Source organism: Candidatus Eisenbacteria bacterium (genome assembly GCA_026388185.1).
Lineage (GTDB): Bacteria > Eisenbacteria > RBG-16-71-46 > JAFGJU01 > JAFGJU01 > JAPLKG01.
The window spans coordinates 370310-396480 of record JAPLKG010000011.1 but is presented as its reverse complement, the minus strand read 5'-3'; the positions used below and the strand labels follow the sequence as shown (position 1 = coordinate 396480).

The window sequence follows — 26171 nt, the reverse complement described above, 5'->3', positions numbered from 1 at the left end:
CTTCTAAGGTCTATTGATTCGCCTCGCCTTCCGAAAGCTGCCCATCGTCCACGTTCAACGTGCCCCGGCGCAGCACCGTTGGGCGCGCGAGTGTGACGTCGATGATCGTGGACGGCAGGGTCGTCGGAGCCCTCCCCGAATCTACCACAAAATCTACTTCTTCCAGAAACGCCTGGCAAGCTTCGCGTCCGGTGAGGCAGGCGTCCTCTCCTTGAAGATTCGCGCTGGATGACACGACCGGACTGCCGAGACCCTTCAAGAGTTGCCGGCACGGAAGGCAATTCGGATAGCGCACGGCAATCGTGCTGCGAGATCCCTTGAGCCAGGCTCCGACGTCTTTACCCGCCTCGAACACAATAGTGAGTGGTCCGGGCCAGTAACGGGCAATGAGTCGCTCGGCAGCCGCGGGTACTTCAGCCACAAGTAAGCGGAGCCAAGAAAGCTCTCCGATGAGGACCAAGAAAGGTCTCCTGCCCGCGCCCTTGATGCCAGCCAGTTTCCTTACGGCTTCCTCGTTGCCCGCAGCGCAGATGAGCCCATACACGGTGTCCGTCGCCATGCACACTATTCCGCCCCTCTTGAGACTCTCAACGAGGTCCAAGAGCTCACTTTCTGAGAATCCTTCGGTGGTCTTGATCACCCTACCCAAGCCGTTTTCCTCAGCTCTTTTCGATATCCGTCCAGCTTTGCAGTGAGCGAATCGTTTCTGATGGAGAGTATCTCTACGGCCAGAATGGCCGCGTTGACGGCACCTGCCTCGCCCACCGAAACCACGCCGACCGGCACGCCTCGAGGCATCTGGATTGTCGCAAAAAGAGAGTCCAGGGCTCCGAACGGCTCCGAATAAAGAGGTATCCCGATCACCGGGACGGTCGTGTACGAGGCGAGCACGCCGGCGAGATGGGCCGACATTCCAGCGCCGGCGATTATCACCTGCGTGCCGCTACGACGCGCGTTCTTTCCCAGCGATCTCACCTTCTCCGGATGCCTGTGCGCCGAGGCGACGACCAGGCGGCTTGTCACCCCGAACAGGTCCAGAGTTTTCACGGCCTCTTCCATGACCGGAACGTCCGACTTACTTCCTGCCACTATCAGAACGGAGTAACGCATCATGGTTACATCCTTTCCCCGCGAAGCGCCTTGGCTCCGATGTCCCCTCGATAGTGTATCCCCTCAAAATCTATCATTCGTACTGCCTCGTATGCCTTCGCCCTCGCCTCGGTCAAGGTCGGCGTCACTCCGACCACACCCAACACTCTGCCGCCGGCAGTGACCAAGCGATCTCCTCTCCTCTGAGTACCTGCCTGAAACACCAGGACGCCGTCGGTATCTCGCAGGCTGTCGAGGCCGACGATTTCCTTGCCTACCTCGTAGTCGCCGGGGTAGCCTCCAGAACACACCACGACGCACACACAGTGTGAGCCGGCTTCAAGCCTTTCTCTGCGACCGAGCCTTCCTTCAGATGCTTCCAAGAGCATTTGGGCGACCTCAAACTCGCCCGCGGGAAGAACGACCTGCGCCTCGGGATCCCCGAAGCGACAGTTGAACTCGAGAACCTTGGGTCCCCCGGACGTCAGCATGAGACCTGCGTACAGGACTCCCGCATAGACACTCCCCTCCTCCGCCAACCCTTCAACAACGCGACGCATGATTGTGGATTCAATGACGTCCAGCAAATCCTGCTCGATCCACGGCACCGGACAGAACGCCCCCATGCCCCCGGTGTTCGGCCCCCTATCGTTGTCAAAAACCTTCTTATGATCCTTCGAGCATGGAAGAAGAGCGACGTCCTCCCCGTCACAAATCGCCATCACTGAGACTTCCTCGCCTTCGAGAAATTCCTCTATGATGACTCTCTCCCCCGCCGTGCCGAATCTCCGCTCAACCATGATCTCCCGCAACGCCCTCTCGGCCTCACTCTCTCCGGTACAAATCATCACGCCCTTACCCCCGGCGAGGCCGTCTGCTTTCACGACCACGCGCCCATCGAGCCCACGAACGGACTCCCGCGCATCGGCGTAGGAGTCAAGAATCCGAAAACCCGCAGTGGGAATCTTGTGTCGCTCCATGAAGAGCTTGGCGAAAGCCTTGCTCCCTTCTAGGCGCGCGGCCCCGCGAGATGGTCCGAAAACGTTCACTCCGTTCCCCTTCAACCACTCTCCGACGCCTTTGACGAGAGGCTCCTCCGGACCAAAGACAACCAGGTCTATGGAACGTTCGTTGCATGCCGCGAGGAGGCCTGTCGCGTCATCCGGAGTAACCGGCAAACATGTCGCCAGCTCTGCGATGCCTGGATTTCCCGGACAGCACACAATGCTCTCCACTTCCCTGTCCCGTGAGAGTTTCCATGCAAGGGCGTGCTCTCTCCCTCCACTTCCGACGACCATCACTTTCATGGAGAACTCACCCTTCCGGAGCGCCCTCTCTCTTGCGCAGGTACTCGCAATTCCTCTAGCAAGAGGCCTTCAGCACGGGGAGCGTCTCTGAACCCTCAGGGAAGACAAACGTGCTCAACTCGCCACTCGTCTCACTCAAGATTTGCCTCAGAGCCTCTTCGGCGCTCCCGACGGGCACAAGGCCGGTCGAGGCGACGACGTCATTGTCCAGCGCGGAGACGAGGTATATTTTGAAGCGACTCAGCTTCTCCATCAGGGAAAGAGCCGTGTGGCCGTGAAGCACGTAGTTTGACACAAGTTTCCGCCTCACGTGGGCCAGGCTGTTTCCTTCGAACCAGCTCATGAAAGTCTCCGACCCGACTCCGTGCCGGCACTCCGCCAGCACGACCATCGAGCCGCCTTTCTTCAGAGCGGGGCTGACGTTCTCCATGGCCTTGTGGGCTTGGATGAGCGTCACGTCTCTGGGGTAACCACCGCAGCTTACGATCACGCAGTCGGCCCGTTCGTCCACCGACACCTCTGCACCCTTTCTGAACGAATCACAGCCCCTGAGATGCGCCTCGACAGGATCGCCGGCGAACACACTCACGATGCTCCCGGACGCGTCGGTGATCGTGTTGAGGAGGAACGAAGGAGGAATCATGGGGAGTGCTTCGAGCATGTCCTCGTGCACCGGATTCCCTTTCAGAGACCCGTTTCTGCAGAGTGGATGAAAACCCTCGCCCCCCGGTATTGTGAGGCGGTGGTTTGCGCAAATCGTCTCGAAGGACGCTACGCCGGGCAGGATGCTCTTTCTCCCGCCCCTGTACCCTGAAAAGTAGTGAAGACCGATCGAACCGGTCATGACGACAAGCTCGGCCTCGAAAACTCTCTTGTTAAGATAGACCTCCGTCCCGCGCTTCGTCTTGCCGGCGTAGGAGTGCGCGTCCCGGCGGTGACAATCGTGCTCACTGACACGGAATCTCCCGAGCACCTCGGCCGGCAGGAACTCTCCCAGCGCTCCGTCTCCCGCAGGCCCGTGCATCCCATTTGAAACGAGAATCTCTATCCCGGTTTCGCCAAGCCCGCACTGCATCAGGAAGTCCGTGAGAAGCGGCAGGTAGACCTTGACACCCGTGACCCTCGTCCTATCCGAGACGACCACGAGCACTCGTTCGACGCCGCTACAAAGACTCTCGAGCGAAGGACCCACTGAATTCGCGCCGGCCTTTCCACCATCGAGAACGGAGAGCAGTTCGCCGACGGGGTCACCGAGTGCGCCTGCGTGCCTGGGTGAAAGAATCCGGATCCTGGTGCGTTCGGGAGGCCGAAACTCCACCCTGTCTGTTCCGAAGGAAAGACTTATCGTTCCGTCCTTCATTCACCGCCCTCCAACTGCATGTATCTCGCCACGATCTTCTTCACCACGTTTCCACCGAAACGCACGGTCACCTTGGCGTTCTCACCGTGCCCGTCCTGACCGATGACCACACCTCTGCCAAACTCCTCATGAAAAACCTGCCGTCCCACGAGCGTGCTGTCCCGCCGCACCTCCCAGAGTTCCTTCGCGGCCACGAGGCTTTCCGGAATCTCGTGCACGAACCTCGAGAGAGCCGTCTCTCCCCGGCTGTCGAACCGCCTCCGCCTGGCTGCGGCAGTCAGGAACGCGCGCCGCTTCGCCCTCGTGAGTGCGACGTAAAAGAGCCTTCTTTCCTCCTCGATTTCCTCCCTGCTGTCCATCGAGGCCGAGTGAGGAAAGAGCCCTTCCTCTAATCCGGTGATAAAGACGCATCCGAACTCGAGACCCTTAGCATTGTGCGCGGTCATCAACGTGACCTTCTCTTCCTCCGGTCGCCAGGTGTCGATCTGTGAGACCAACGCGACGTCGTTCAGGAAACCGCCAAGCAGCGACCCTTCACGATCCTCCTGCGGCACGCCCTCACGCACCTCGCCACTCCCAGAAACGGACTCGCCGGCCGGGTTCTCCTCCGCAAACAGCTTCGCCGACGCGATCAGCTCTTCGACGTTCTCGAGTCTGTCCTCCACGTTCGTGCTCGCGCTCTGAAGATACTGCCTGTAACCTACTCTTTCGATGAGATTCCGGATCAACGTATCCATACTCTCGTTCTTGCGCGTCGCGAATTCGTCCATCACGGAAACAAACCCCTCGACCCCCTTGATCGCGGCCGGCGGCATGCCCTCGATTTCGCGGGCGATTCTGAGCGCATCGGACAGAGACATCCCGCGCCTCGAGGCAGCGTCGGTGAGCCTCGCAATCGCTCCCTGGCCTATTCGCCTCGGGGGAACGTTCAGGATCCGCCTCAAACTCACCTCGTCCCGCGGATTCACACACAATTTCAGGTAGGCCAGAATGTCCTTTATCTCCTTCCTCTCGTAGAAGGAGGTCGCTCCCACAAGCTGATAGCTTATCCCGGCGTGTCTCAGAGCGATTTCGAGCGTGCGCGATTGCGCGTTGGTCCTGTAAAGGACGGCCATCTCCGAGAGCGACGTTCCGTTCGTCATCCGCTCTGCCGATATCTCGTGGGCCACCGCCTCGGCCTCTTCCTCCTCGTTCTGGAAAAGAAGAAGCGAGATCTTTTCGCCGTATTCGTTGTCCGTTCTGAGTGTCTTGCCCTTACGCCCGACGTTACACTTGATGACGTTGTTGGCGGCCTCCAGAATGAGCCCGGTCGATCTGTAGTTCTGCTCCATCCTGATCACTCTTGCCTCTGGGAAGTTGTCCTCAAACTCCAGGATGTTTCGTATGTTCGCCCCTCTCCAGCCATAGATGGACTGGTCGTCGTCCCCGACCACGCACAGATTGTGGTTCTCGCGACGAAGCTCCGCAACGATCCTGTACTGGGCGAGATTCGTGTCCTGATATTCGTCAACGAGCACGTGCTTGAATCTCCGAGCGTAACCATCTCTCACCGAAGGAAACTCCGAGAAGAGCCTCACCGTGTTCACCAGGAGATCGTCGAAATCCATGGCGTTGTTGTCCACGAGGGCCTTCTGGTAGGCCTCGTAGATGCGCGCAATGATCTTGTCATAATGAGACATGCTGAGTCTCGACATCTCATCGGGACCGACGAGTTCCGACTTGAGCGAGCTTATCTTCTGGAGCACCCTGCCGGGAGGAAACTCGCGGTCTGACACTTCGAGCTCTTCGATGACCTCCTTGACGAGACTTCTCTGATCATCCTCGTCGTAGATTGAGAAATTCGCCCCGTATCCCAGTTTTGTCCCCTGCTCGCGCAAGACGCGGGCGCAGACGGAGTGAAACGTGCCTATCCACATCCCTACGACGCGCAAGCTCAACAGCGCCTCGATGCGCCGTCTCATCTCCGCGGCGGCCTTCCTCGTGAAAGTAATTGCAAGTATCTCGTCAGGCCGCACACCGCGCTGCTTGACCAGGTGGGCGATGCGATACGCGATGACGCGCGTCTTCCCGCTGCCTGCGCCTGCCAGAACAAGCAAGGGACCGCATTCGTAGGAGACGGCCTCTCGCTGTTCGGGGTTCAGCTCGGCCTCCATCTATCAGAAATCCCCGCCGATGGAGACGTGCGTTCGGTAGCCGGCGACCTCGTTCAAGTCACTTCGCCATGCAAAGTCCAATTTGAGTATGATGAAAGAGAGGTTGGTTCTTATGCCGGTGCCCAGGCAGGCACCCCCGTACGTTGGATCCATGTGGAATCCGTGGATCCGCGTGAACGGCTTGAAGCTTTCGTCGTCGCTCCACGCGGCTCCGACGTCGAAGAACAACACACCTTCGATGTTCCTCAGCCCGATCGGAAGGGGCCACACGAATCCGACTCTGTCAATGAACGGGAATCTAAACTCGCTGTTCAGGAAAACGAGTCTGGTCCCCCTGAATTGAAAATCGTCGTAGCCGCGCAATGTATACGGCCCGCCCGCGAAGAAACGTTGCGCGTCGCCACCATCGCTCGCGGCTCCGACGAGCCGGAAGGCGAAGGAATACCCTGGAGCCACTCTAAAGTACTTCCGAAGGTCCACCCAGGCGGTGTGGAAATCCATGCTTTCGTCAGACAGCTTGAGCGCGTGCGAATATGAGACGGCCCATCTCGATCCGGCCACGGGCCCGAACGCGCCCCACTGAACCGTGTCGCCGACGAAGGTGATGCCGGGCGAAAGAACGTGCTTGGTCTTCGTCCCCGCGGCGTAGAACGCTCCAGTGTATTCGTCATATTCGTAGAATTCTCTCTCAACAGTGAGTTGTGTCAAATCCACTTCCACCCTGTTGAATTTTCCGAACGGATAGCTTCCAAGAAACATGAACCCGTAGTTTCTTTCGGAAAAATACTTCTCCTCCGAGAACTCCTCACCGAGGGTGGTCGTATTGGAATAGTAGTAATTCTTGTAGTGAAACCCGCCCACGCCCAGGTCCAACCGCCTCGGCAAATAGTAGTAGATTGCCAGGATGTCAGTTTCCTCCACGGACGAGAAGAAGTCGGAGGCGACGTAGATTCTGTGATTACCGAGAAAGTCGCTGAGTGAAATCTGAGTGCTGCCTCCGAGGCCGTAGGCAGAGCTGTACTGGAAGCCACCCGTCACCCAATCCGGCGAAAACTTAACCCTGTACGGTCGGGCTTTTGCCACGCCAACGCTCCCCGGAACCACGGTTCCGGAGGAATCAGCGTTCGAGACGAGGGTGTCCACTCGCGCCAGCAGCGCGTTCGGGGGCGTGGCTACGCTGAGGGCAGTGGGTAGAAGCGCAAGTGACGTTTCCGGCAGGGTCGCAGTCACAGAAACCCCAGATGTGTCACGTTGAGCAGCGACAACGGAGACCGTCGACGTGTCCACTCCAGCCCCCGCAAAAGAGGCGGCAGACGTGTCTGCCTGAGTCGCAGCGACGAAGGCCTTGGATGTATCGGAACCGGCCACGATGCGCCGCGCCTTCCCTTCCTTGACAAGCTCATCCATGACGGCCTTCAGCGACAGAGGCTCCTTGGCGACATAAATGTCCCATCCCGCGTCGGAGAACAGGGAGAACGCAAGCCTGTCACTCTTGGACCAGTTGGGAGAGAATACCCCTCCCAGAACGTCGGTAAGCTGTACCAGGGATGAATCCTTGAAATCAAAAGCAAAGAGATTGCTGACTCCGTCAGGGCTTGAGGTAAAGATTATCTCGGATCCGTCGGGCGACCAGGCCGGACTCCTGTCGTTCCCTCCGGTGTCTATCGCGCTCCTTATTTGTCGCGTGACCGGGTCAATTGTGTAAATGGCATAAGTACCGATCCCGCCCTTCTCCGCGGCCGCGCCGAGGGCAAAAGGAAGGCGTCTGTCCGAGGCAAAGGCTATCAGCTTTCCGTCGCGCGACCAGTTGGCCTCGACGTCGTCGTAGAGGTCCTCCGTCAATCTCTCCAATTCGCCGGTTCGAACGTCCAGCAAATAGAGGTCGGCCTTCCCCTCCATCAGTCCCGTGAGGGCGATTTTGTCCCCCTCGGGCGACCAGCTCGGGTAAGCCGCCTCGTTCAGTTTCAGTTTAAACCGTTTTGAAATCCGCCCGGAGTTGACGTCCAGGAGATAGAGCACGTCCCCCTCACCGCTCTTTGCTATGAACGCAATCTTCTTCTCGTCAGGAGACCAGGCGAGTGAATTCCTGAAGGAAGGAATTACCTCGAAACGCATCGATTTCTCGCCCCGCGCGAGCCTGCGGATGATCTTCCCGTCTATCGCCGAGGCAAGCACAATGTCCATGGCGCCCGCCCGGTCGGAGAGAAAAACGAGTCTGTCTCCTTTCGGCGACACCGCCGGGCTGTGGTTGAGGAAGGAACCGTCGGCGCTGTGGTCCGTTATTCTTCTTCCGAATGTCTCGGGATTGTCTCGAAGCGCCACCTCCGGCCAGTATTGCTTGCGCAGCGACTCCATCCACGCTTCGCTGAACTTGCGCTCGCTCATCCCGAGACTCCTCTGGAACGCATTCTCCAAGTCTCTATTTGTCCTAAGACCTCCGACGATCTCCCGCAACTTCTCCTTCCCGTAGCGCCTGGCAAGAAAGCTCATGGCGGACTGACCCTGTTTGTAGACAAGATATCCCCCGCTCAGCATGTCAAGATGCACGGCGTAGCCTGAGACTGCCGCGTCCCTCATCACCATGTCCGCTTCTTCGTCCCACCCCAACGATTCATATTCAGCAAGACCTTCCGAAAACCACAGCGGTATCTGGTAGAGATACTGGGCGCTCAGAATCGAATCGAAGATTCCCGTGTACATCATGTCAAACATGAAGGCGTGGGTGAGCTCGTGTACGACCACGTGCCTCAAGTCCTCGTACGAACCCGTGAACGGGATCACCACTCGGTTCTTGAAAAGCTCCGTGAAGCCTCCGACGCCCTCCTCTATGAGTTCCGTTACCACATTTGTCTGCTCGAAGTCGTAGTGGGACTCGTAAATGATTATCGGTACTTTTTTGTGAAGACGATGGCCCATGTCATTCGAGAGTTTGCTCACGGCCTGCTCGGCGAGGTCCAGAACGATGGTGGCCAACGTGTCTTCGCCCGTGTAGAAGTAGACATCGAAGTTCTTGGAGGACGCCACTCGCCATTGAAACTGCGTGTACTGGACCTTGTTCTTCCCAAAGGTTTGCGCGCTTGCCTCGCCGGCCAGACAGTGAGCCGCGAGAATCACGATGCCCAGAATCGCCCACGTCAACTTGTACACTTTGCCAAAACTCATGCCCCACCTCGTTGCGCGCGCTCACGTACGGGCACGCAGTTCCACCCCGGCAAGCTCCTAGTACTCGTACTTGAGCCTCAGGTCTAGATTGTACTCGTCTCTCTCCCTGCCTGCAAATCTATCTCGGCTGCTGACTCCACCTCTCAGAAACAGAAGACTGCTCAGCCTGTACTCGACGGAGACGTCTCTCCCAGACATCTTGGTGAGCCCTTGTGAGTAGCGCAGGTATATCTCCGGCGTGATGTACTTGCCAAGCCCCCATCGCAGTTCGCTCATCGCGCTCGTTCCCTCGAGGTCGCCCCCGAGCTCGATGGAGTCGACCCACTTGAGTTCCCGCGCCAGTCTTCTTTCAACCTGCCTGAGGAAGTAGTTGCCCACGGAACCTGTCACGCCCGGCATCAGCCCAGTATCGCCGGTCTGCCCCGACTCCGTTGTGGCGTACTTCCCCACGGTGAGAAGACGCAGAATGTCGGTCTGTGATAGATTGGAATCGTCCGAAGCCAGCACAATGGTGGGTTCGCTCAGCTTCCCCGTCAGGGTAAGGTAAACGATCCTTCCCGAGGCACTGGTCTCGGCCTTGATGTTCATTTCAGGATCTATTCGCCCCACGTCCTTGAATTCCAGCGTGCCCGAGGTGATCGTAAACTCATTATCGAAAACGTAGTACTTTCCCCTCAAGATTGTGAGAGACCCGAGGAGAATGAGCCCGGACATGTCCTTTCTTGCCGTTACCGATCCGGCGAGTTCTATCTCGGTGTTGATGTTCTTGAGCCACAGATTGTTGACGACTTCCACCCGGACGTCGCAGAGCCACCGCTGCTCTTCCTGCGGACCCTGGACGCTCTGGAACTCCCTCGCGATGATCCCCTGCTTCACGTCAATCTTTCCGGTGATCTTCGGATACGTGCCCCGGTCCCGCACTTCGACGGCCGAAATCACGAGGTCACAATCAAACTTGAGAGCGATATCCTCCGGGTCGCCGAACGTGACTTTCTTCCCCTTGATCGCGAAGCTATACCCGGCCCCTTCGGTCTTGCCCAAGGGTATGCGGCCGCTTCCCTCCAACCTGCCCTCTTCTCCCTGAGTCGCGGTGAAGCTTACGAGTTCGATCGCCCTCTCGTTCAAGGAAACCTGAGCATTGACATTCTCGAGTACTTCCTCTCTCCCAACCAGCCTGAGAGTCGCATTCGTGATCTCGAAGCCGCCTTTGAGCGTGGGATTCCTCAACGTGCCGCTGATACGAGCCTCGCCCTTGGTCAGCCCCGACGCGGACGCAATCTGCTTCACGAAAAGCGAAATAACCGACAAATCGCTCTCCGACAGCTTGACGCTCACGTCAACGGCGCCATCCGGAAAGCTCAGGTGACCCGTGCCCAGGTTCAACGCTACGGGGAAGAAGCCCTGGGCCTCTCCCTTCGCATTCCCTTCCATCACGCCGAGGCGGGAGATGTTACACACGCCGTCCGCCAGTGTCGCTCTCAGTTCCAAGCCCGCAACCTGGTATTTTCTAATGCGGAAGTCCTTGGCGTCTGAACTGATGGTCATCCGCGGATTCTCTAGAAACCCATCTATCCTGATCCGCGCGTCCACGATGCCGCTCAGCGATGCCAGGGCAGGATGCCACTGAGAGAATTCGGAAAGACTCAATCCCGCCGTCACCACGTCAAGGTTTGCCTGAACACCCCTCGGAACCGAGCGCCTCGACCTCAAGGAGTCGATGAATTCTCCAAAGTGGATGGGTAAGTGAAGCTCTCCCGACGCCGTGATCTTCCCCTGCGCCTTAACGACCTCCACCTGTTTCAGGTGAATCTCGTTGTTGCTCACCGACGCCGAAAGGGACAGTCTGTCAAAGGTTCTTTCCCCGAAGCTGGCGTCCGACCAGTCAACCCGACCGTCCAAAGAGGACCCACTGTCCGTCTGCTCGAACGTCACGTCTGCGTCCATCTTGCCGGCCGCGGGCACAAACTTGCCGGCGACGCCCCGCACGTCCAGCGAGACCACGGTCAGCCTCCCTGCGGCCCTCTTCTTTGCGGGCTCGGTTGAACCTGCAAGCTCGATGCGACTCTCTCCCGAAAAGAGCACGAGGTCCGCCACTTCCATGGTCCCCCGGTGCCACCCGAGATGCACGGTTCCTTCATTCCGCCAGACCGATTGCCCCAGACTCGCCACAAGATTCTCGACCCTGACTTGGACTCCGCTCTCGCAGCAATCCAAAGTCGCCTCCGCCGTGATGACGGTGTCACCTCGTACGGCCCGGGCGTTTCCGCTAACGACCACCACCGGCGAGCACCATCCTTCACCGTTGTCCTTAGCGACCTCCGCACGGCGGCTCCCGTCTCGAGGCTTCTCAATCAGAGTTTCCACCGTCAGCGAATCAAACCCCGAACCTCTCACTTCCCCCGGACTCAGAACCGCCTTCGCACTCAGAGAAAGAAGCGGCCAGAGCTCCCCTTCCACCCGGCCGTCCCTGAGAACGCCAGACACAGTCGATGGCGACGTGCGAAGGAGCTCGCCGCTCAGATCTGTCTCAATCGTCAACCGCTCCCCGGTGCCGTGCAGCTTTCCTGAAACCGTCAGTTCGCTCTCGACGTCGAACTTGCCCCTCAGTGGAGCAAACTCACCCAGTTTCTCCACTGAAGCTCTGAACGCAGCATCAATCGTGGCCTTCGGCCCCACCGTCCCGAACGCGGTAACGTTGTAGCCGGCCCCGCGGAAATCGATGCTCGAGAAAACGAGACTTCCTTCGCCGTCGAAGCTGCCCTCCCCCTTCCCCTCAAGAAATGACAGCCCGGCGTAGCTCCCGCCGTCGAGTGCCACTTGAATCTCTCCCTTTCTCTGGGGAGAAACGAGCGAATTTCCCGAGAATCTGAAGGCCCCGTTGAGGGAACCCTCCGGGATCCTGGCTTCCGTGAAGATCTCGGGCCAGGCCCTCGGGTCAAAGCTCACGAAATCTACAGCACATTCCTGCAGAGTCCCGGGGCCCGCGTTGAACGTGCCTTCTATCACACTTCCCTGAGACTCCATCCGGAATTGGTTTTCCCATTTGCCGTTTTTCGCCGTGGTAACTGATTGCAGCGTGTCTATGACATGCGTCCCGTACGTTCCGGATAGGAGAGAGGTAATCCTCGTCGGTCCCCCTCCTTTTCTCGAGAAAGTCGCGCTTCCCGACACTTTCCCTTCGCCGGGAAGAAACGCGAGTGTCTTCATGCCTTTCAACTCGACAATCGAAAGCGTGTCTACGAGAACCTTAATCTCGACGTCCATCGGGTGCCCGAGACCGATGAAGCCGTCCACGTTGTAGCTCGACCCTGCGGTGCGCACGTCCAGACTCTGCAACCACATCCTGCCTTCGCGGAAGAGCAGGTCTCCACTGCAGCTTTCCACCGTGTACTTCCAGGTTGAAGCGGCAAAGCTGACCTCCAGCCCCTTCAGGGCGATCCCGTCGGGGCCGCTCGTCAGCGAGCTCCTCATCGAAATGTCGTCAAAGAGCCCCTTCTCTCCGCGCCTACCTATCCTGAATTCCCCGCGCTCTATTACCAAGCTGCCGATTACGAATTTCGTCCCCTTTCCCTTCCCACCCTTTCCAAAGCGCGGCCACAGATACGTTCCACGCGCTCCCTTGGTGAGCGAACAAACGGGCTCTTCAATCTCCACCTGATTCAGTACGAATCTTCTCCGTGCGAGTTCCCACAGGCTGTAGCCCAATTTGATCTTGCGTGCCGTCAACACGCTTCTCCAATCCTTGCCGTCCCTGACGAAGAGACTCACGTCGTGCAGGGTCACAGAGCCCACAGCATTCCCGGAGATGCTCGAGATTTCGATTCTCGTAGAATCGTTCGCTATCAGGAATTCCTGCGCGAGCTTCGCAAGCCTTGTGTTAATCGCGGCGCGATCCGTCTGCCAGAGCAGCACAACAGCAACTGCCACAACCGCAACCGCGGATACAAGAACCACTCCCGCTATCTTGAGACCTCTCAGCCGCATTGCCCTAGCGAACTCCTCCGTCCTCTCACCTCGACCCGCGCTCAGAAAGCCTGGCCGAGGCTGATGTGAAACTGCCCCCTGTCGTCGCCGTCACGAGACGAAAGTCTCAACTTTCTACCGTAGTCTACTCTTATCGGACCCACCGGCGTCCTAACTCTAATGCCGCCGCCGAAAGAGTACCTGTAGTCCGAATCCTCCGTCGACGTCCGTCCGGGATCAAAATTAGTTAGCTTGATGTCGGAAGGATTCCTCCAGACGTTACCTCCGTCAAGAAAAAGAGCGCCGGAGAGCCTCCAGAACAGTGGGAATCGTACCTCCACATTGGTCAACAGGAGGACCCTTCCTCCCACCACGTCCCCGGCGGAATCCCTGGGTCCAAGTTCGTCATCCTCCACGTATCCTCTTATCGAAGTGGAACCGCCGGTTCTGAATCTCTCTTCGAAAGGAATCCTATCCAACGGACTGGCACCTTGCCTCGCCCCGAAAGGCTCGGCGAAGCCGGCCTTGACCCGCACTGCCAGTATCTTGCCTCTCACCGGTGAGTACCGGCTCGCGGCGGCAGAAACCCTGTGGAAATTGTAGTTGCCTCCCAGGACTCCACCCGACACCTTCCATGACGCCTCTTCCAACGAGCCCGTACCCGGGTCGAACACGTCGTCCCTGCTGTCCCTCACGCCTGACAGATAAAGGCTTCGTGTAACGTATTCCCTCCTGATTGCAGTCGGATCAGTGGTGTGAACCCATCTGTTGTCGTAGCTGAGGAAGGCCTTCGTGACAGAAGAAATGTTCCTCTTCACCGTGAAGGTGAAACCAGTGAACTCCTGACTGAAGGAAACCTCTCTCTTGTACTCTCTGTAAAGCACGGCCTGTCCCGCGGTCCTGGTGTGGAAAAGCCACGGTTCCACAATACCAACGTCAAACCGCGATGCATCCAGAACGGCCTCTCCCTGTTCGAATAGTCTCCTTCCAAAAGCAAAGCTGGCGGACGTGAAGAGCCTCTTTCCACTGCCGAAGAGATTCCTGTGTCCCCAGTCACTAAAAACCTTCAGCTGGTCGCTGGACCCGTAACCGATACCACCTCCGACCCACCCAAGCTTGCGTTCCTTGACAAGAATCAGCAGATCCGCCACCGGCGGCATGGTGTCCACGTTGACGGTCGATATCTGCACGTCGGAATATAGCTCGGAGTCGTAGATGTACTGCTGCGTCTTGATCAGTTCCGAGCGCCTCAAGACGTCGCCCCTCTTGAGCGTCACCTCTCTTCTGACAAGCCGCTCCGCCGTGGCCTTGTTCCCCTCAACCACAATGTTGCCCGTTCTTACCTGGATTCCTTCCCTCACGATGTAGAATACGCTGGCCAGGTTTCCCTCGAACACCGTGTTGTCAAGTACGGTCGCATATATGTAGCCGGCCTCCGCGTATCTTTCGAGGATCTTGAGCTTATCGGTCTCGAGGGCCGTCGGATCGAACGGCACTCCCTTCTTGAGACGCAGTCCCTTGGTAAGTTTCTGTTCGCGCAGAGCTGACGCTCCCTCGATTCGCACGCCCGCGACCATCGTCCTCGGCCCTTCGGATATCCACAGAAGAATCGAGACGGCCCTGCCCTTCTTGATTCTCTCGACGCTTTGCGAATCGACCTTCGTCTTGAGATAACCGTGTCTGCTGTACAATCCGATTATTGACTCGATGTCGGTCTGGAGAAAGTCCTTTCTGAACGCATTCTCTCTGAAGGGCCTCAGAATCGAGCGCTCCCTTGTTTTCATGACTTTCTTCAGTTTCGAATCAGAGAAGACTCGATTGCCTTCGAATTCTATCTCTGACACGTAGACGGGTTTGAAGACGTCGGCACAAAAGGAGGCGGCCGGCGCGAGGAGAAGCATGCAGAGAACTACCAGGGAGGTGAGATTTCTATTCAGACGAAACCGCCCCTGCTGTGTCACGTTCACCAGGGCTTCCACCTTTCTGCTCAATCGGCGTTCCCAAGGTTGCCCTTCCCCTTTGAACGATTCTGGCGAAGTCTACCCAAAAGGCAAACACAATGAGCGTGCCTACGATCGCGATTCCGATCCTTTGAAACGCGATTTGCTTTGACATGCTCAGGGCCTTTCCCCTGATTCCTTCTATTACACAGAAGACTACGTGACCCCCGTCCATGATTGGAATTGGAAGCAGGTTTACGACGACAAGAGCAATGCTGACAAACGCTATGAAGTAGAGAAGGTTTCCAAGTCCTCTACGCGCCTGGTCACCGGACATCTGTATTATCGTCACGGGACCGGCGATGCTCTTGCCCAACTGTCGTGGCCTCAGCACAAGCTTGAAAAGACCCGAGTAGGTCTGAGCCAACATCTCGGCAGTGCCTCGAGCGGCCAACGCGACGACTCGAACACCGCCTGCCCTGACAATCCCGTAAGTCGTGCCGGTCGGCGAGATTCCTATCAAGCCTATCGCACCCTGGCCCTCTATCTGCTGGCTCGCAGGCGTCACGGTCCGCCGGAATTGTCTTCCTGCTCGTTCCACGACAAGCGAGACCTCCCTGTCGGGCCTTTCGTGAATGAGGACGGCCAATTGTTCCCAGCTCGTCACCTCTGTCCCGTCCACGGACACTATGCGATCGCCCACCTTGAGACCGCGTTCGTACGCCGGAAGACCGATGCTCACCGAGCCGATGATCGGAGGGCTCGATGGAGGACTCAGTTCGCTGAGGAGTTTGCCCCTGTCCTGCGGTTTCACCGGGATTTTCACTCGCACGTTCTGTCCCGGTTTGACTTCTCTCTGCACAACTATGGTGACGGCGGAACCGTCGTTCGCCTTCTGTACCTTCCCCAGGAAGTCGCTCCAGGTACGTACCCGCACACCGTTCACCTCGACCACTCTGTCGCCGTCCGCAAACCCGTATTGAGTGGCCACGGAACTCGGTTCCACGCGACCGACAACGCTGTCAAAGTCCAGGAATCTGATGCCCACGAGGTACATGGCGCCGCACGCAAGAAAGGCAAAGAAAAGGTTCATGGCCGGACCGGAAGCGGCGATTATCACGCGCGCCCACCACGGCTTCGAGTAAAACTCCCACGGCGCCCCACTCCTCTCGGGAGCCTCCGGACTCTCACCCGCCATCTTCACAAATCCCCCCACCGGTAGGGCGGCGATGACATAGCGCGTCCCTCGCAGAGAGAATCCGACGAGTTCGGGTCCGAAACCCAGCGAAAACTTCAGAACTCGCACGCCCAGCGCCTTGGCGCTTGCGAAATGACCGAACTCATGCACAAACATGAGAACACCCAATACAAGTGCGCCGGCGAAAATCGTCAACATCTGCTTCCCCTTCTGGATAACATAAGAACGCCCGCCTCCCTCATCGGTTACTTTAATCCCATTGTCCCCGTCAGTCAAGCATCGGAACCACGAGCGGCCGCCGATCGCGGCGCCGGAAGAGCTGTCGATCTAGCCCGCGAGCTCGTGATAGAGCTTCTCGTGCGATTCGCCGGAACGCGCAAACGAGTGATCCTTTGCCACGACGCGGGCCCTGGCGCTCATCGCGCCGGAAAGCTCCGGTTCTCCGGCCAACCGGACGACGGCTTCCGCCATGGAATCCACGTCGTCGGGCTCCGCAAGAAACCCGGTGGCACCGTCCTCGACTATTTCGACGATTCCGCCGGTACGAGATGCAACAACAGGGACACCCGCAGCCATGGCCTCCAGAACAGACGTGCCCAACCCCTCGGATACCGACGGAAAAAGAAACACGTCCGCAATTCTCATCAGCCTGGGGACGTCTTCTCTGAATCCCAGGAATCTCACCTGCTCCTCCACCCCAAGTTCTCTCGCGCGCCTTTCGAGTCGACCGCGGAGACGACCTTCACCCACGACGATGAACTTGGCCCTCGCTACCTTCTCGGAGGCAACTGCCGCCACCTCCAGAACAGTCTCCTGTCTCTTCTCCGCGGAGAGACGCCCCACGTTCAGTACGACGAAGTCCTCTTCGGATAGGCCGAGTTTCGAGCGCGTCTCAAGACGCGACTCCTCTCCTTCACTCGTCTCGATCCTCACGCTGCTTGGAATCACGCTTATTCTCTCCGGAGAGACGCCTGCGTCCTCGAGCGTCTTGGCGACGGAGGACGAGATCGCCACAAAACGTGTCACGAACCGCGAGTACTTCATCCTGTTAAGAAAAGTTCTCCTTATGGGACTGGCGACCCTTCTCGTCACCACCAGCGCGTTGACGTCGTGAATGAAGCTCGCCCCCAACGCCACCGCGTGCGAGTGACCCGTGTGCGCATGGACGACGGCAGGTTCGAACGCTCGAAGGATCCCAGCCAAGCGGAACCACGACTTCACGTCCAGGTCACTCCTTATGCGCGTGGCTTCACCGAGAAGGCCCCGTTCTCTCCACTTGAGCTGAAGGGGGCTCTTCCTCTGACACACGAGCAGGACTTCGTGGCCTCTCTTATGAAGCTCCGTTCCGAGGTTCAGGACCTGGTATTGCCCGCCTCGCCATGAACGTCCGCTGTCGACGAAGAGAACCCGCATCAATGACGTCCCCGCGTGAGTTTCCAGAGTTTCGCATACTTCATGAAGACACTGACGGCCGCCAGCGAGCAGAGCATGAAACCCTGGATGCCGTCCAAGAACCCGAGTCGAAATACGTACATTCTCACGAATCTGGCGGGAGGTCTCAATAGAAGCTTCTCCACCACTCGACCTCGCCCACCCTTTGCGGCGTCCTGGGCTCCCCAGTCGCTGTACCTGTCGAGCTTCGTGAGATAGGCCGAAAAATCTCTGTAACTGTCGTGAAGCAGGTGCGCTCCGAGAAAACCCGCCCGGCCCCGGAGTGCGATCTCCGCGTGGACGTGTTTTTCCTCATAGCGGCCCTTCGTTCTGTCGAAGAATCTCAGGACTTTGTCTCGCTCCCATCCGCAATGCCTGATTTCCCTTCCCATGAAGCAGTTTCGCCTTCTTATCCAGTACCCGTCGCATCCCGGTCCGCCCTCCAGCAATCCCAGAATCTCGTCGCGCAGGCGCTCCGTCACTCTCTCGTCGGCGTCAACAATCAGCACCCACGTGTGCGACACCTGGGGCAAAACCCAATTCTTCTGAGACGCGGAATTCACGTACTCGTGGTCGAATATCCTCACGCCGTAGTTCTTACAAATCTGCGCCGTGGAATCCGTGCTGAAAGAATCAACCACGATCACCTCGTCGGCCCAAAGAACAGAATCCAAACAAGCGGCAATATTGTGCGCCTCATTGAAGGTCGGGATTATCACGCTCAGCTTCTCCCTCACAGCGGTTCCCCCCTCCCGGATTCCGTCGCAGAGCACTTCCCGGGCTCACGCCCCGAGTCCGTGAAATTTCCCACCTGAATCCCGCGCAGCCCCCGGTCCAAGACCTCCTTGACCGTCGAGAATACAGCGCCGACGCTCAGTTCTTTCATACATCGCATGTCGTCGCAAACGTTCTTGTCACAAAAAAGACAATCTACCGCGGCGTAAACAACCCCGTGCGCAGGCTCGTCCGGGTTCCACGTCCTGGGATTGGTGGGACCAAAGATCGTCACGGTCGGCGTCCCCAGACCGACTGCGATGTGTTTCAAACCCGAATCGTTGGAGACGAAGAGCGCGGAGTTTCGGATTATCGCGCTCACCTCGTCGACCCCGGTCTCACAGGCGATGACGGCTTCGGCCTTCATGGCCCGCGCCATCTTCTCTGCGAGCGCCTTCTCCCCCGGTCCCCACAGGATTACAACCTCGCGGCCCAGTTCACTCACTATTCTGTCTCCCAGTCCGGCGAATTTCTCCACCTCCCAGGTTTTGGCCGGCCACGTGCCCGCGGGGCACACGCAGACGAGCTTGTTCTTCTCGATGGAATGAAGGCGCAAGAACTCGTCCATCTTGCTCCGTGCGGCCTCACTCACTTCGAGATCGAGCCCCGTATCCACGCTCTCGATTCCGACGCATCTTAGCATATCGAGGTTCACCTGGGCGGCATACTTGACTACCTTCTTCCCCTCTCTGTATTCGTCCCTCGCTTTACGATGATTGTACGCGATCTTCCTCATCCTGACGTCGTAGCCCAGCCTTTGCGGAGCGCCTGAGAGGAGCGCAATGATTGCCGTCCTGGGATTACAGAGAAAGTCAACGATCAGATCGAACCTCTTCCGTCTTACAAGTGGGATCACGCCCGCCTGCGAACGCAGCGAGGACTTGTCAAGCACAATGATCTCGTCGACGTTCGGGTTTCCTCTCAGGATCGCCTCTCCGGCGCGGGTCACAAGAACAGAGAGCGTCGCGTCAGGAAACCCCCGCCTCAGGGCCCTCAGCGCCGGGGTTGTAAGAAGTACGTCTCCCATCGCCCCTGGCCGCAGCACCAGAATGGAGCGCGGGGGAGCAGTTGCGAGTCTGAGGGCAAGCTTGCAGGTTGACTCGACCTTCATGCTTCCGTATTCCTCGTCGAGACGAGATCCATCAGCCTGGAAAACACTCTTCTCGCGTCTATTCTCTTGAGACAGCTCACATGCTCACAGAAATGAAGATGACAGGGCCTGCAATCCGCTTGTTCGTACACACAGGCCGCCCTGCCTCCAACTCCGTACGGGAACCATACGTCCGGTTCGCTCGGCCCAAAAACTCCCACCGTGACCCGTCCGAGCGCGGCGGATACGTGAGTGGGCCCTCCATCGTTCCCGACGTAACCGGCCGTCACCGACATCACCTTCATCAGCTCTCTCAGCGTCAGGCCGGCAACGACACGCGCACCGGGCACACTACGCGCACAATCTTCGACGAGACTCTCCTCTCCCGGTCCGGCCAGAAAACCCACGTCGAGGGCCTCACCTCGCACCAGTCGAGCCACTTCCACGAACCGCTCCGACGGCCACCTCTTCGCCTGCCACTTGGCACCAGGTTGAATCAAGACGGTTCTCCGCGGCTCGCGCGCCCCCAGTGCCCTCATGATGCGCTCGCCTTCCCGGGATTCGTCCTTCGTCACGAACAACTCGGGGAGAGAGAAACGAACGTTCAGGCCGATCTTCCTGAGATGCTCGAGGTGATGCTCCACGGCGCTCCGAATCTCGGGAGCTACGCGCACGTTCACGTTGTAGGCCCAGCTCCGCGACAGATGGTAAGTACCGACTCTTCTCGCCGCCAAAGTGGAGGCAGTCAAGATCGCGCTTCGTGGATTCGCAAACAGGTCGATGGCAAGCGAATAGCGGGTTCTCATCAGGTTCCACATTAGGGAGAGCGCCTCTCGGGCGCCGTAAGAAGCCCGGTCGATGGTTATCGTGCGCGCGAGGAGGGGATGCTCCATGAGGAGTTCACCGTATGGGGCCTGAGTGAGATAGACTATCTCGGCTTTCGGGAAGCTCTCTCTGAGTGCCCGAATGCACGACGTGGTGAGCACAACGTCGCCGATGTACCTGAGTCTTGTGAGCAGAATTCTTTCAACGTTCATCTATCTCTTGAGAACTTTCCAAGTATGATCTTTACCAGATCTCTGGTGGCGTGCGACTTCTCGTCTCCGACGATCTCGACTCTTCCGCCCACTTCCAGCACCGTGGAGCGCTCCGGAACATTCTCCCTCGTGTAGTCCGTGCCCTTCGCATGAACGTCCGGCTTAAGACGCAGGATACAAGAGTCCAGCGTCGGCTCGTCGAAGACGAAGCAGTAATCCACGCACCCGAACGCGCCGATTATCTCTGCCCTCTCCTCCGCATTCACTACCGGCCGACCTTTCCCCTTCAATTTCCTGGCGCTTCTGTCACTGTTGATCCCGACGATGAGACAATCACCGAGTGCTCTTGCCGCCCCGAGATATCGGACGTGTCCCACGTGAATGAGATCGAAGCAGCCGTTCGCGAGCACGACTCGCTTGCCTCCGCGCCTCAGTGCAGCGACTGTCTTCTCGAGTTCCCCCAACGTCCTCAGCTTCGCAGACTTCACAGGGTCTTCAGACCTCCGATTCTCCCCCTCGACATGGCCTCAACGATCTCGGCGGTGCTCGCGGTCGCCGTGCCCCTCTTCATCACAACCACGGAACCGGCGTACGTGGCAACGCACGAAGCCTCCACAATGGTCGCCCCGCACGAGAGAGAGAGCGACACCGCCGCCGCAACAGTATCCCCGGCTCCCGTCACGTCTGCAATCTCGTCCGAGCCGAATATCGGTATGTGTACGGGAAGCTTACCCTTCTCAAAAACCGTCATCCCTGAGCTCCCCTGAGTGATCAGCAGGTTCCTCAAGTCCAGTCGGTCCACGAGCCTTTTCCCCGCGGAGGCCAGGGTGTCGCGGTCCTTGATCAGAATGCCCGCTGCCTGCCCCGCCTCTGCCTCGTTCGGAGTCGCCACGGTGGCGCCCTTGAACTTCGGCAGGTGGAACCGAGAATCGACGCACACGGGCTTCCGCTTGGCCCTTGCCGATCTCATCACCTCGCCGCGCACTCTCTCGGACACCACGCCGTACCCGTAGTCTGAAAAAAGAACGGCGTCAACCCGGGCCACCAGGTCCAGCGCTCTTTCCAGCACAAGATTCTCGACGCGCCGCTCCAGCCCTACCCTTCTTCCTCTGTCAATCCTTATCACCTGCTGCTTGGCGCAATGAAAGCCGCCCGCAAGAATCCGCGTCTTCTCCACGGTCTCGAAACCATCGCACGACGCCACCGATTCGGTCGCAATTCCCGACTCTCCCAAGAGAGTGAGTAACCGCGCCCCGGGCGCGTCCCTTCCCACCACGCCCACCGGTATAGCCGTGGCTCCAAGAGAACTCACGTTCGCGCAGGCGTTGCCCGCGCCTCCCGGCATGAGCAGGCTTCCGGTGTAGGTCAGGATGAGGACCGGAGCCTCTCGAGAGATGCGGTCGGTGCTCCCATACACGTACTCGTCCAGCATGAGGTCCCCGATCACGAGCACCTTCTTCTCGGGGAAACTCCCCGCGATTTTCTCCAGCCTTCTCCTCTTGGGTTCGTCGATTTTCATGATCACCTCGGCAATCTAGTCGCGGCAACGTGTGAGTCCAGGTAAAGGACACGGTCACGAAGAAGCCGCTATTCCCGTCACAATTTCCCGAGCCACAATTCGCGCCTCACCGTCTGCGCGGAGCACGCCCTCGACGGACGTGGCCGGCGTCCCCGCCAGACGCTCGAGCGAACCCTCGAGGACTCGGATAATGTCGGTGAATCGTATTCTTCTCTCAAGAAAGGCCGCCACGGCCACCTCATCTGCGGCGTTCAAGAACGCAGGGACCGTCCCGCCTGCCCTCGCCGCACTGTATGCCAATCGCAGGCACGGAAACCGTTCGAGATCCGGTTCCGCAAACGTCAGAGGGCCGACGCATGGAAGATCGCTCGATTCAAAGCGTGTGTCGACTGTTTCAGGATAGCTCATTGCGTAGAGGATGGGTATTCTCATGTCCGCTCTGCTGACTTGAGCCAGCGCAGTTCCGTCAGCAAACTCGACCATCGCGTGAATCGCGCACTGAGGGTGTATCAGAACCCCAAGGCTCGAGAGCTCCACCCCGAAAAACCATCTCGCCTCCATGAGCTCAAAGCCCTTGTTGAGCAACGTGGCGCTGTCGACGCAGATTCGCCGCCCCATGTTCCAGACGGGGTGCTGCATCACTTCCTCCGGCGTCACGTCCCTCAGCTCGTCCGGCTCCCGATTGAGAAAGGGGCCGCCGGAGGCGGTCAGAACGATTCGTCTTATCCCGGCACTCCGGCCCACAAGGCACTGGTGAATTCCGCAGTGCTCACTGTCTATGGGGAGGACCGTCGAGCCGCGCGCTCTCGCCAGGCTCATCACAAGCTCACCGGCCAGTACCATCGACTCCTTGTTCGCCAGAGCAACATCCTTGCCGGCCTCGATGGCCTCGACAGTCGGGACCAGCCCTATTGCTCCCACCAGGCCGTTCACGATCATCTGGGATCGCTTCCACCTGGCAAGTTCCCTCAGGCCCTCGGTGCCGCTCAGAACCCTGAGCCCGGATGCAGCGTGGCGTTTGGAGAACTCTTCCGCCGCCGCTTCCTGTGCAATGGAAACGACTTCGGGCCTGAATTCTTCGACTTGCTCTGCAAGTGCATCAACGTTGGAACCCGTTGCCAGACCAACGATCCTGAAGGCCGAGCTAAACTCCCTCGCCACGGCGAGGCAATTCCGGCCGATTGAACCTGTGCTACCGAGGACGACGATTTCTTTCACTCTAGTTCCAGCCTGGTTGGGTTAGAACACAGCAATAGCGAGGTAGTAGTAGACGGCGGGAGCCGCAAATAGAAGGCTGTCGAATCTGTCAAGCAATCCACCGTGTCCAGGAATCACACTCGAGGCGTCCTTCACACTGGCCTCTCTCTTTATCATGGATTCCACGAGGTCTCCCAATTGAGAAGCCACGCCGCAGATGAGCCCAAGAGCGACGACATCGACCGTGGTGAGAAACGGTGCGAACGTCACCTTGGCGACCCAAGCCACGAACGGGGACGCGATGAGCGCGCCCGCGGAGCCTTCGAGCGACTTGTTCGGACTTATCCTGGGCATGAGCTTCGTCTTTCCAAAAAACCTGCCGGCCAAGTAGGCCGCGGTGTCGGAACTCCATGCGAGAAAGAAAGGCAGCAGGACGTATCTCGCGCCCTCGCTGTACGGTTGGCCAATCCTCAACGGCAGCTCTCTCAGAAAAACGAGATGCGTCCCCAACCAGCCGACGTAAAACACGCCGAAGATCGTGACGGCCATGTGCGTGACGGAAAAGTTTCCTCCCTCGCGAAACAGCTCCAGGATTGCGATAAGTATCAGGACCGCGGTCAGCAGAAAGTTGGAGTAAAACGCGCTCCCGAAGTACACGTACCACGTGAGGGCGAGCGTCGTGCCGGCCCCTATGGCTCTGTACGGCTGATAACCCGCCTTTCTCATCATGCGATAGAATTCGAGTATGCCCAAGAGCAGCACCAGATCCACGAGGCCCAGGAAGAAGAACTTCCCGACGTGCGCCAGGTAGACGAGCAGCGGCACGAATATCACGCCCATGAGGAATCTCAGGCGGAAAGATCTGTTCTCTTTCGAGCGAGAAATCGCCTCCATTACTCGGCTCAATCTATCCTCCCGAAGCGCCGCTCACGCTTCTGATAGTCCCGCACGGCCTCGAAGAGGTGTTTCTTCCGGAAGTCGGGCCAGAGTGTATCGGTGACCCACATCTCGGAGTAAGCGAGTTGCCACAGCAGGAAGTTGCTCAGCCGCATCTCTCCGCTTGTTCTGATGAGCAGATCGGGGTCCGGAAGTCCCGACGTATAGAGGCGGCTCTCGATGAGCTTCTCGTCAATCAGTTCCGGCCTCGTCCCGGCGACCGATGCCTCCGAGAGAATTCTCTTCACGGCGTCCACTATTTCGGCCCGCCCCCCGTAACTCAGCGCAAGATTCAGCAGGAGGCCCTTTCCTTCTTTCAAACAATCGATACTTTCGTTCAAGACCCTCTGCACGCTCTTGGGCAGGTCCGACACGCGCCCGATCACTCCCAATCTCACGCCGTTCTTCTTGAGCTCTTCCCTTTCTTCCTTCAGAGTCTGATGCAAAAAACGCATCAAGGCAGAAACCTCTCTCTCAGGTCTACTCCAGTTTTCCACAGAAAAAGTGTACAGAGTGAGGACCCCTATGCCGAGTTCGACGCAGCCTTCCACGGCCTCCCTCACCCCTTTTCTCCCCGCTCGATGTCCCTGGATTCGCGGAAGGCCTCTCTTCCTCGCCCACCTCCCGTTTCCATCCATTATGATTGCGATGTGCCCCGGAAGATTTCCCGCGGCCTTTATCTCGCCGGCTCTCTTGTTACCATCGGTGACGGGCAATCTCTCCTCCCCTCAGACCTCCATGATTTCAGCTTCCTTCTTGGAGAGAAGCTCTTCCATCAGCTGAATGTACTTGTCCGTAAGCTTCTGTACGTCGTTCTGTGATTTTCGGGCCGTATCTTCGGAGATCTTTGCGTCCTTCTCCAGTTTCTTGATCTCTTCATTCCCCTCGCGCCTCAGATTCCTTACGCCGACGCGTCCCTCCTCCACCATCTTCTTCACAATCTTCACCAGGTCCTTTCTTCTTTCCTCGGTGAGAGGAGGTATCGGAATTCGTATCACAGTTCCGTCGTTGGCGGGATTTAGGCCCAGGTCGGCCTTGAGAATCGCCTTTTCGATCGCGGGGACCATCGTCCTTTCCCACGGGTGCACGATCAGCAGTCTCGGTTCGGGCGCGCTAACACCCGCGACCTGATTTAGAGGAACGTTAGAGCCGTAATAATCCACCTTGACCGAGTCGAGCAGAGCGGTCGTGGCCTTGCCGGTTCTCACGGAGGCAAGCTCCTGTCTCAAGTGCTCGACCGCCTTCTTCATTTTTTGTTCGATCCTGGCGATAGTCTCCTTTTCCATCCTAACCCTCTCCGACTAATGTTCCGACCTTTTCTCCCGCGACTGCCTTCTTGATGTTGTCCTTCTTGTTTACGTCGAACACGATTATGGGCAGTCTGTTTTCCATGCAAAGGGAAATAGCAGTGGAATCCATTACCTTGAGACCCTTGTTGATGACCTCAAGATAGCTCACCTCTTCCAAAAACGTTGCATCGGGATTCGTGACAGGGTCAGAAGTGAAGACACCTCTGACCCTGGTGGCCTTGAGGAGAACGTCCGCGTGAATCTCGATTCCTCGCAAAACGGCGGCCGTGTCAGTGGTGAAGTAAGGGTTGCCCGTCCCGCCGGCCATTATGACGACACGTCCCTTCTCCAGGTGCCTGATGGCCCTGCGACGGACGTACGGCTCGGCTATCTCTGCCATGTTGATTGCCGACAAAACGCGGGTGTGTAGACCGAGCTTCTCCAGGTGATCTTGCAGGGCGAGAGCGTTAATGACCGTGGCCAGCATTCCCATGTAGTCGGCGCTCACCCTGTCCATCCCCGCACGCTCGGCCTCCGAACCCCTGAAGATGTTGCCGCCACCGACTACCATCCCGACCTGGACGCCCGCGGCCGCAACATCATGAATCTCCGAACACAACGCGGCAACACGGGTGTGGGAAATACCGTAGTCTTTCTCGCCGGTGAGAACCTGCCCGCTCAATTTGAGCAGGATTCTTTCGTAACGGATCTGAGGCATCTATGCTG

The 26171-nt window shown here is 58.2% G+C and carries 20 protein-coding genes; all 20 read right to left on the bottom strand.

The genetic code is table 11. From position 1 onward, the window contains the following. Positions 1 to 10: 10 nt before the first annotated feature. Positions 11 to 640 (bottom strand): L-threonylcarbamoyladenylate synthase, encoded by a 630-nt coding sequence (locus tag NTX17_07340; protein MCX5801181.1) that lies wholly within the window; start codon positions 638 to 640, stop codon positions 11 to 13. Then, positions 637 to 1113: a 5-(carboxyamino)imidazole ribonucleotide mutase gene (gene purE, locus NTX17_07335; protein MCX5801180.1), complete on the bottom strand. Its 477-nt coding sequence runs from the start codon at positions 1111 to 1113 to the stop codon at positions 637 to 639. Before purE ends, NTX17_07340 begins: the two co-directional genes overlap by 4 nt. Positions 1114 to 1115: 2 nt before the next feature. Next, positions 1116 to 2396, bottom strand: coding sequence for a phosphoribosylamine--glycine ligase (gene purD / locus NTX17_07330; protein ID MCX5801179.1), 1281 nt, complete (start codon positions 2394 to 2396; stop codon positions 1116 to 1118). Positions 2397 to 2451: 55 nt separating this feature from the next. Then, positions 2452 to 3756 (bottom strand): nickel-dependent lactate racemase, encoded by a 1305-nt coding sequence (gene larA, locus NTX17_07325; protein MCX5801178.1) that lies wholly within the window; start codon positions 3754 to 3756, stop codon positions 2452 to 2454. Continuing rightward, positions 3753 to 5909 carry a UvrD-helicase domain-containing protein gene (locus NTX17_07320; protein MCX5801177.1) on the bottom strand — a complete coding sequence of 719 codons (2157 nt, stop codon included), beginning with the start codon at positions 5907 to 5909 and terminating at the stop codon, positions 3753 to 3755. The genes larA and NTX17_07320 overlap by 4 nt, the downstream gene beginning before the upstream one ends. Before the next feature lie 3 nt (positions 5910 to 5912). Further along, the gene (locus tag NTX17_07315; protein ID MCX5801176.1) at positions 5913 to 9071 is read right to left on the bottom strand and encodes a hypothetical protein; all 3159 of its coding nucleotides are present in this window, start codon (positions 9069 to 9071) and stop codon (positions 5913 to 5915) included. 57 nt (positions 9072 to 9128) lie between these two features. Further along, complete coding sequence (locus NTX17_07310; GenBank protein MCX5801175.1) at positions 9129 to 13055, bottom strand: translocation/assembly module TamB domain-containing protein; 3927 nt, start codon at positions 13053 to 13055, stop codon at positions 9129 to 9131. Between the two features lie 41 nt (positions 13056 to 13096). Beyond that, positions 13097 to 15001, bottom strand: coding sequence for an outer membrane protein assembly factor BamA (gene bamA / locus NTX17_07305; GenBank protein ID MCX5801174.1), 1905 nt, complete (start codon positions 14999 to 15001; stop codon positions 13097 to 13099). Continuing rightward, complete coding sequence (gene rseP, locus NTX17_07300) at positions 14964 to 16370, bottom strand: RIP metalloprotease RseP (protein MCX5801173.1); 1407 nt, start codon at positions 16368 to 16370, stop codon at positions 14964 to 14966. Before rseP ends, bamA begins: the two co-directional genes overlap by 38 nt. A gap of 129 nt (positions 16371 to 16499) precedes the next feature. Beyond that, a complete protein-coding gene (locus NTX17_07295) occupies positions 16500 to 17585 on the bottom strand; it encodes a glycosyltransferase family 4 protein (GenBank protein ID MCX5801172.1) in 1086 nt (361 codons plus the stop codon). After that, a complete protein-coding gene (locus NTX17_07290; protein ID MCX5801171.1) occupies positions 17585 to 18340 on the bottom strand; it encodes a glycosyltransferase family 2 protein in 756 nt (251 codons plus the stop codon). Before NTX17_07290 ends, NTX17_07295 begins: the two co-directional genes overlap by 1 nt. Beyond that, entirely contained in the window at positions 18337 to 19488 is a 1152-nt protein-coding gene (locus NTX17_07285) for a glycosyltransferase family 9 protein (protein ID MCX5801170.1), read from the bottom strand. The genes NTX17_07290 and NTX17_07285 overlap by 4 nt, the downstream gene beginning before the upstream one ends. After that, a complete protein-coding gene (locus NTX17_07280; protein ID MCX5801169.1) occupies positions 19485 to 20504 on the bottom strand; it encodes a glycosyltransferase family 9 protein in 1020 nt (339 codons plus the stop codon). The genes NTX17_07285 and NTX17_07280 overlap by 4 nt, the downstream gene beginning before the upstream one ends. Then, positions 20501 to 20992 carry an adenylyltransferase/cytidyltransferase family protein gene (locus NTX17_07275; GenBank protein ID MCX5801168.1) on the bottom strand — a complete coding sequence of 164 codons (492 nt, stop codon included), beginning with the start codon at positions 20990 to 20992 and terminating at the stop codon, positions 20501 to 20503. Before NTX17_07275 ends, NTX17_07280 begins: the two co-directional genes overlap by 4 nt. Next, positions 20989 to 22023 carry a PfkB family carbohydrate kinase gene (locus tag NTX17_07270; protein ID MCX5801167.1) on the bottom strand — a complete coding sequence of 345 codons (1035 nt, stop codon included), beginning with the start codon at positions 22021 to 22023 and terminating at the stop codon, positions 20989 to 20991. Before NTX17_07270 ends, NTX17_07275 begins: the two co-directional genes overlap by 4 nt. Positions 22024 to 22077: 54 nt before the next feature. Next, complete coding sequence (gene dxr, locus NTX17_07265) at positions 22078 to 23241, bottom strand: 1-deoxy-D-xylulose-5-phosphate reductoisomerase (protein ID MCX5801166.1); 1164 nt, start codon at positions 23239 to 23241, stop codon at positions 22078 to 22080. Positions 23242 to 23262: 21 nt separating this feature from the next. Further along, positions 23263 to 24126, bottom strand: a complete 864-nt coding sequence (locus tag NTX17_07260) for a phosphatidate cytidylyltransferase (GenBank protein MCX5801165.1) — start codon at positions 24124 to 24126, stop codon at positions 23263 to 23265. Further along, positions 24123 to 24872, bottom strand: coding sequence for an isoprenyl transferase (locus tag NTX17_07255; GenBank protein ID MCX5801164.1), 750 nt, complete (start codon positions 24870 to 24872; stop codon positions 24123 to 24125). Before NTX17_07255 ends, NTX17_07260 begins: the two co-directional genes overlap by 4 nt. A 12-nt stretch (positions 24873 to 24884) precedes the next feature. Then, a complete protein-coding gene (gene frr / locus NTX17_07250; GenBank protein ID MCX5801163.1) occupies positions 24885 to 25442 on the bottom strand; it encodes a ribosome recycling factor in 558 nt (185 codons plus the stop codon). Between the two features lies 1 nt (position 25443). After that, positions 25444 to 26163, bottom strand: a complete 720-nt coding sequence (gene pyrH / locus NTX17_07245) for a UMP kinase (GenBank protein MCX5801162.1) — start codon at positions 26161 to 26163, stop codon at positions 25444 to 25446. Positions 26164 to 26171 lie beyond the last annotated feature (8 nt).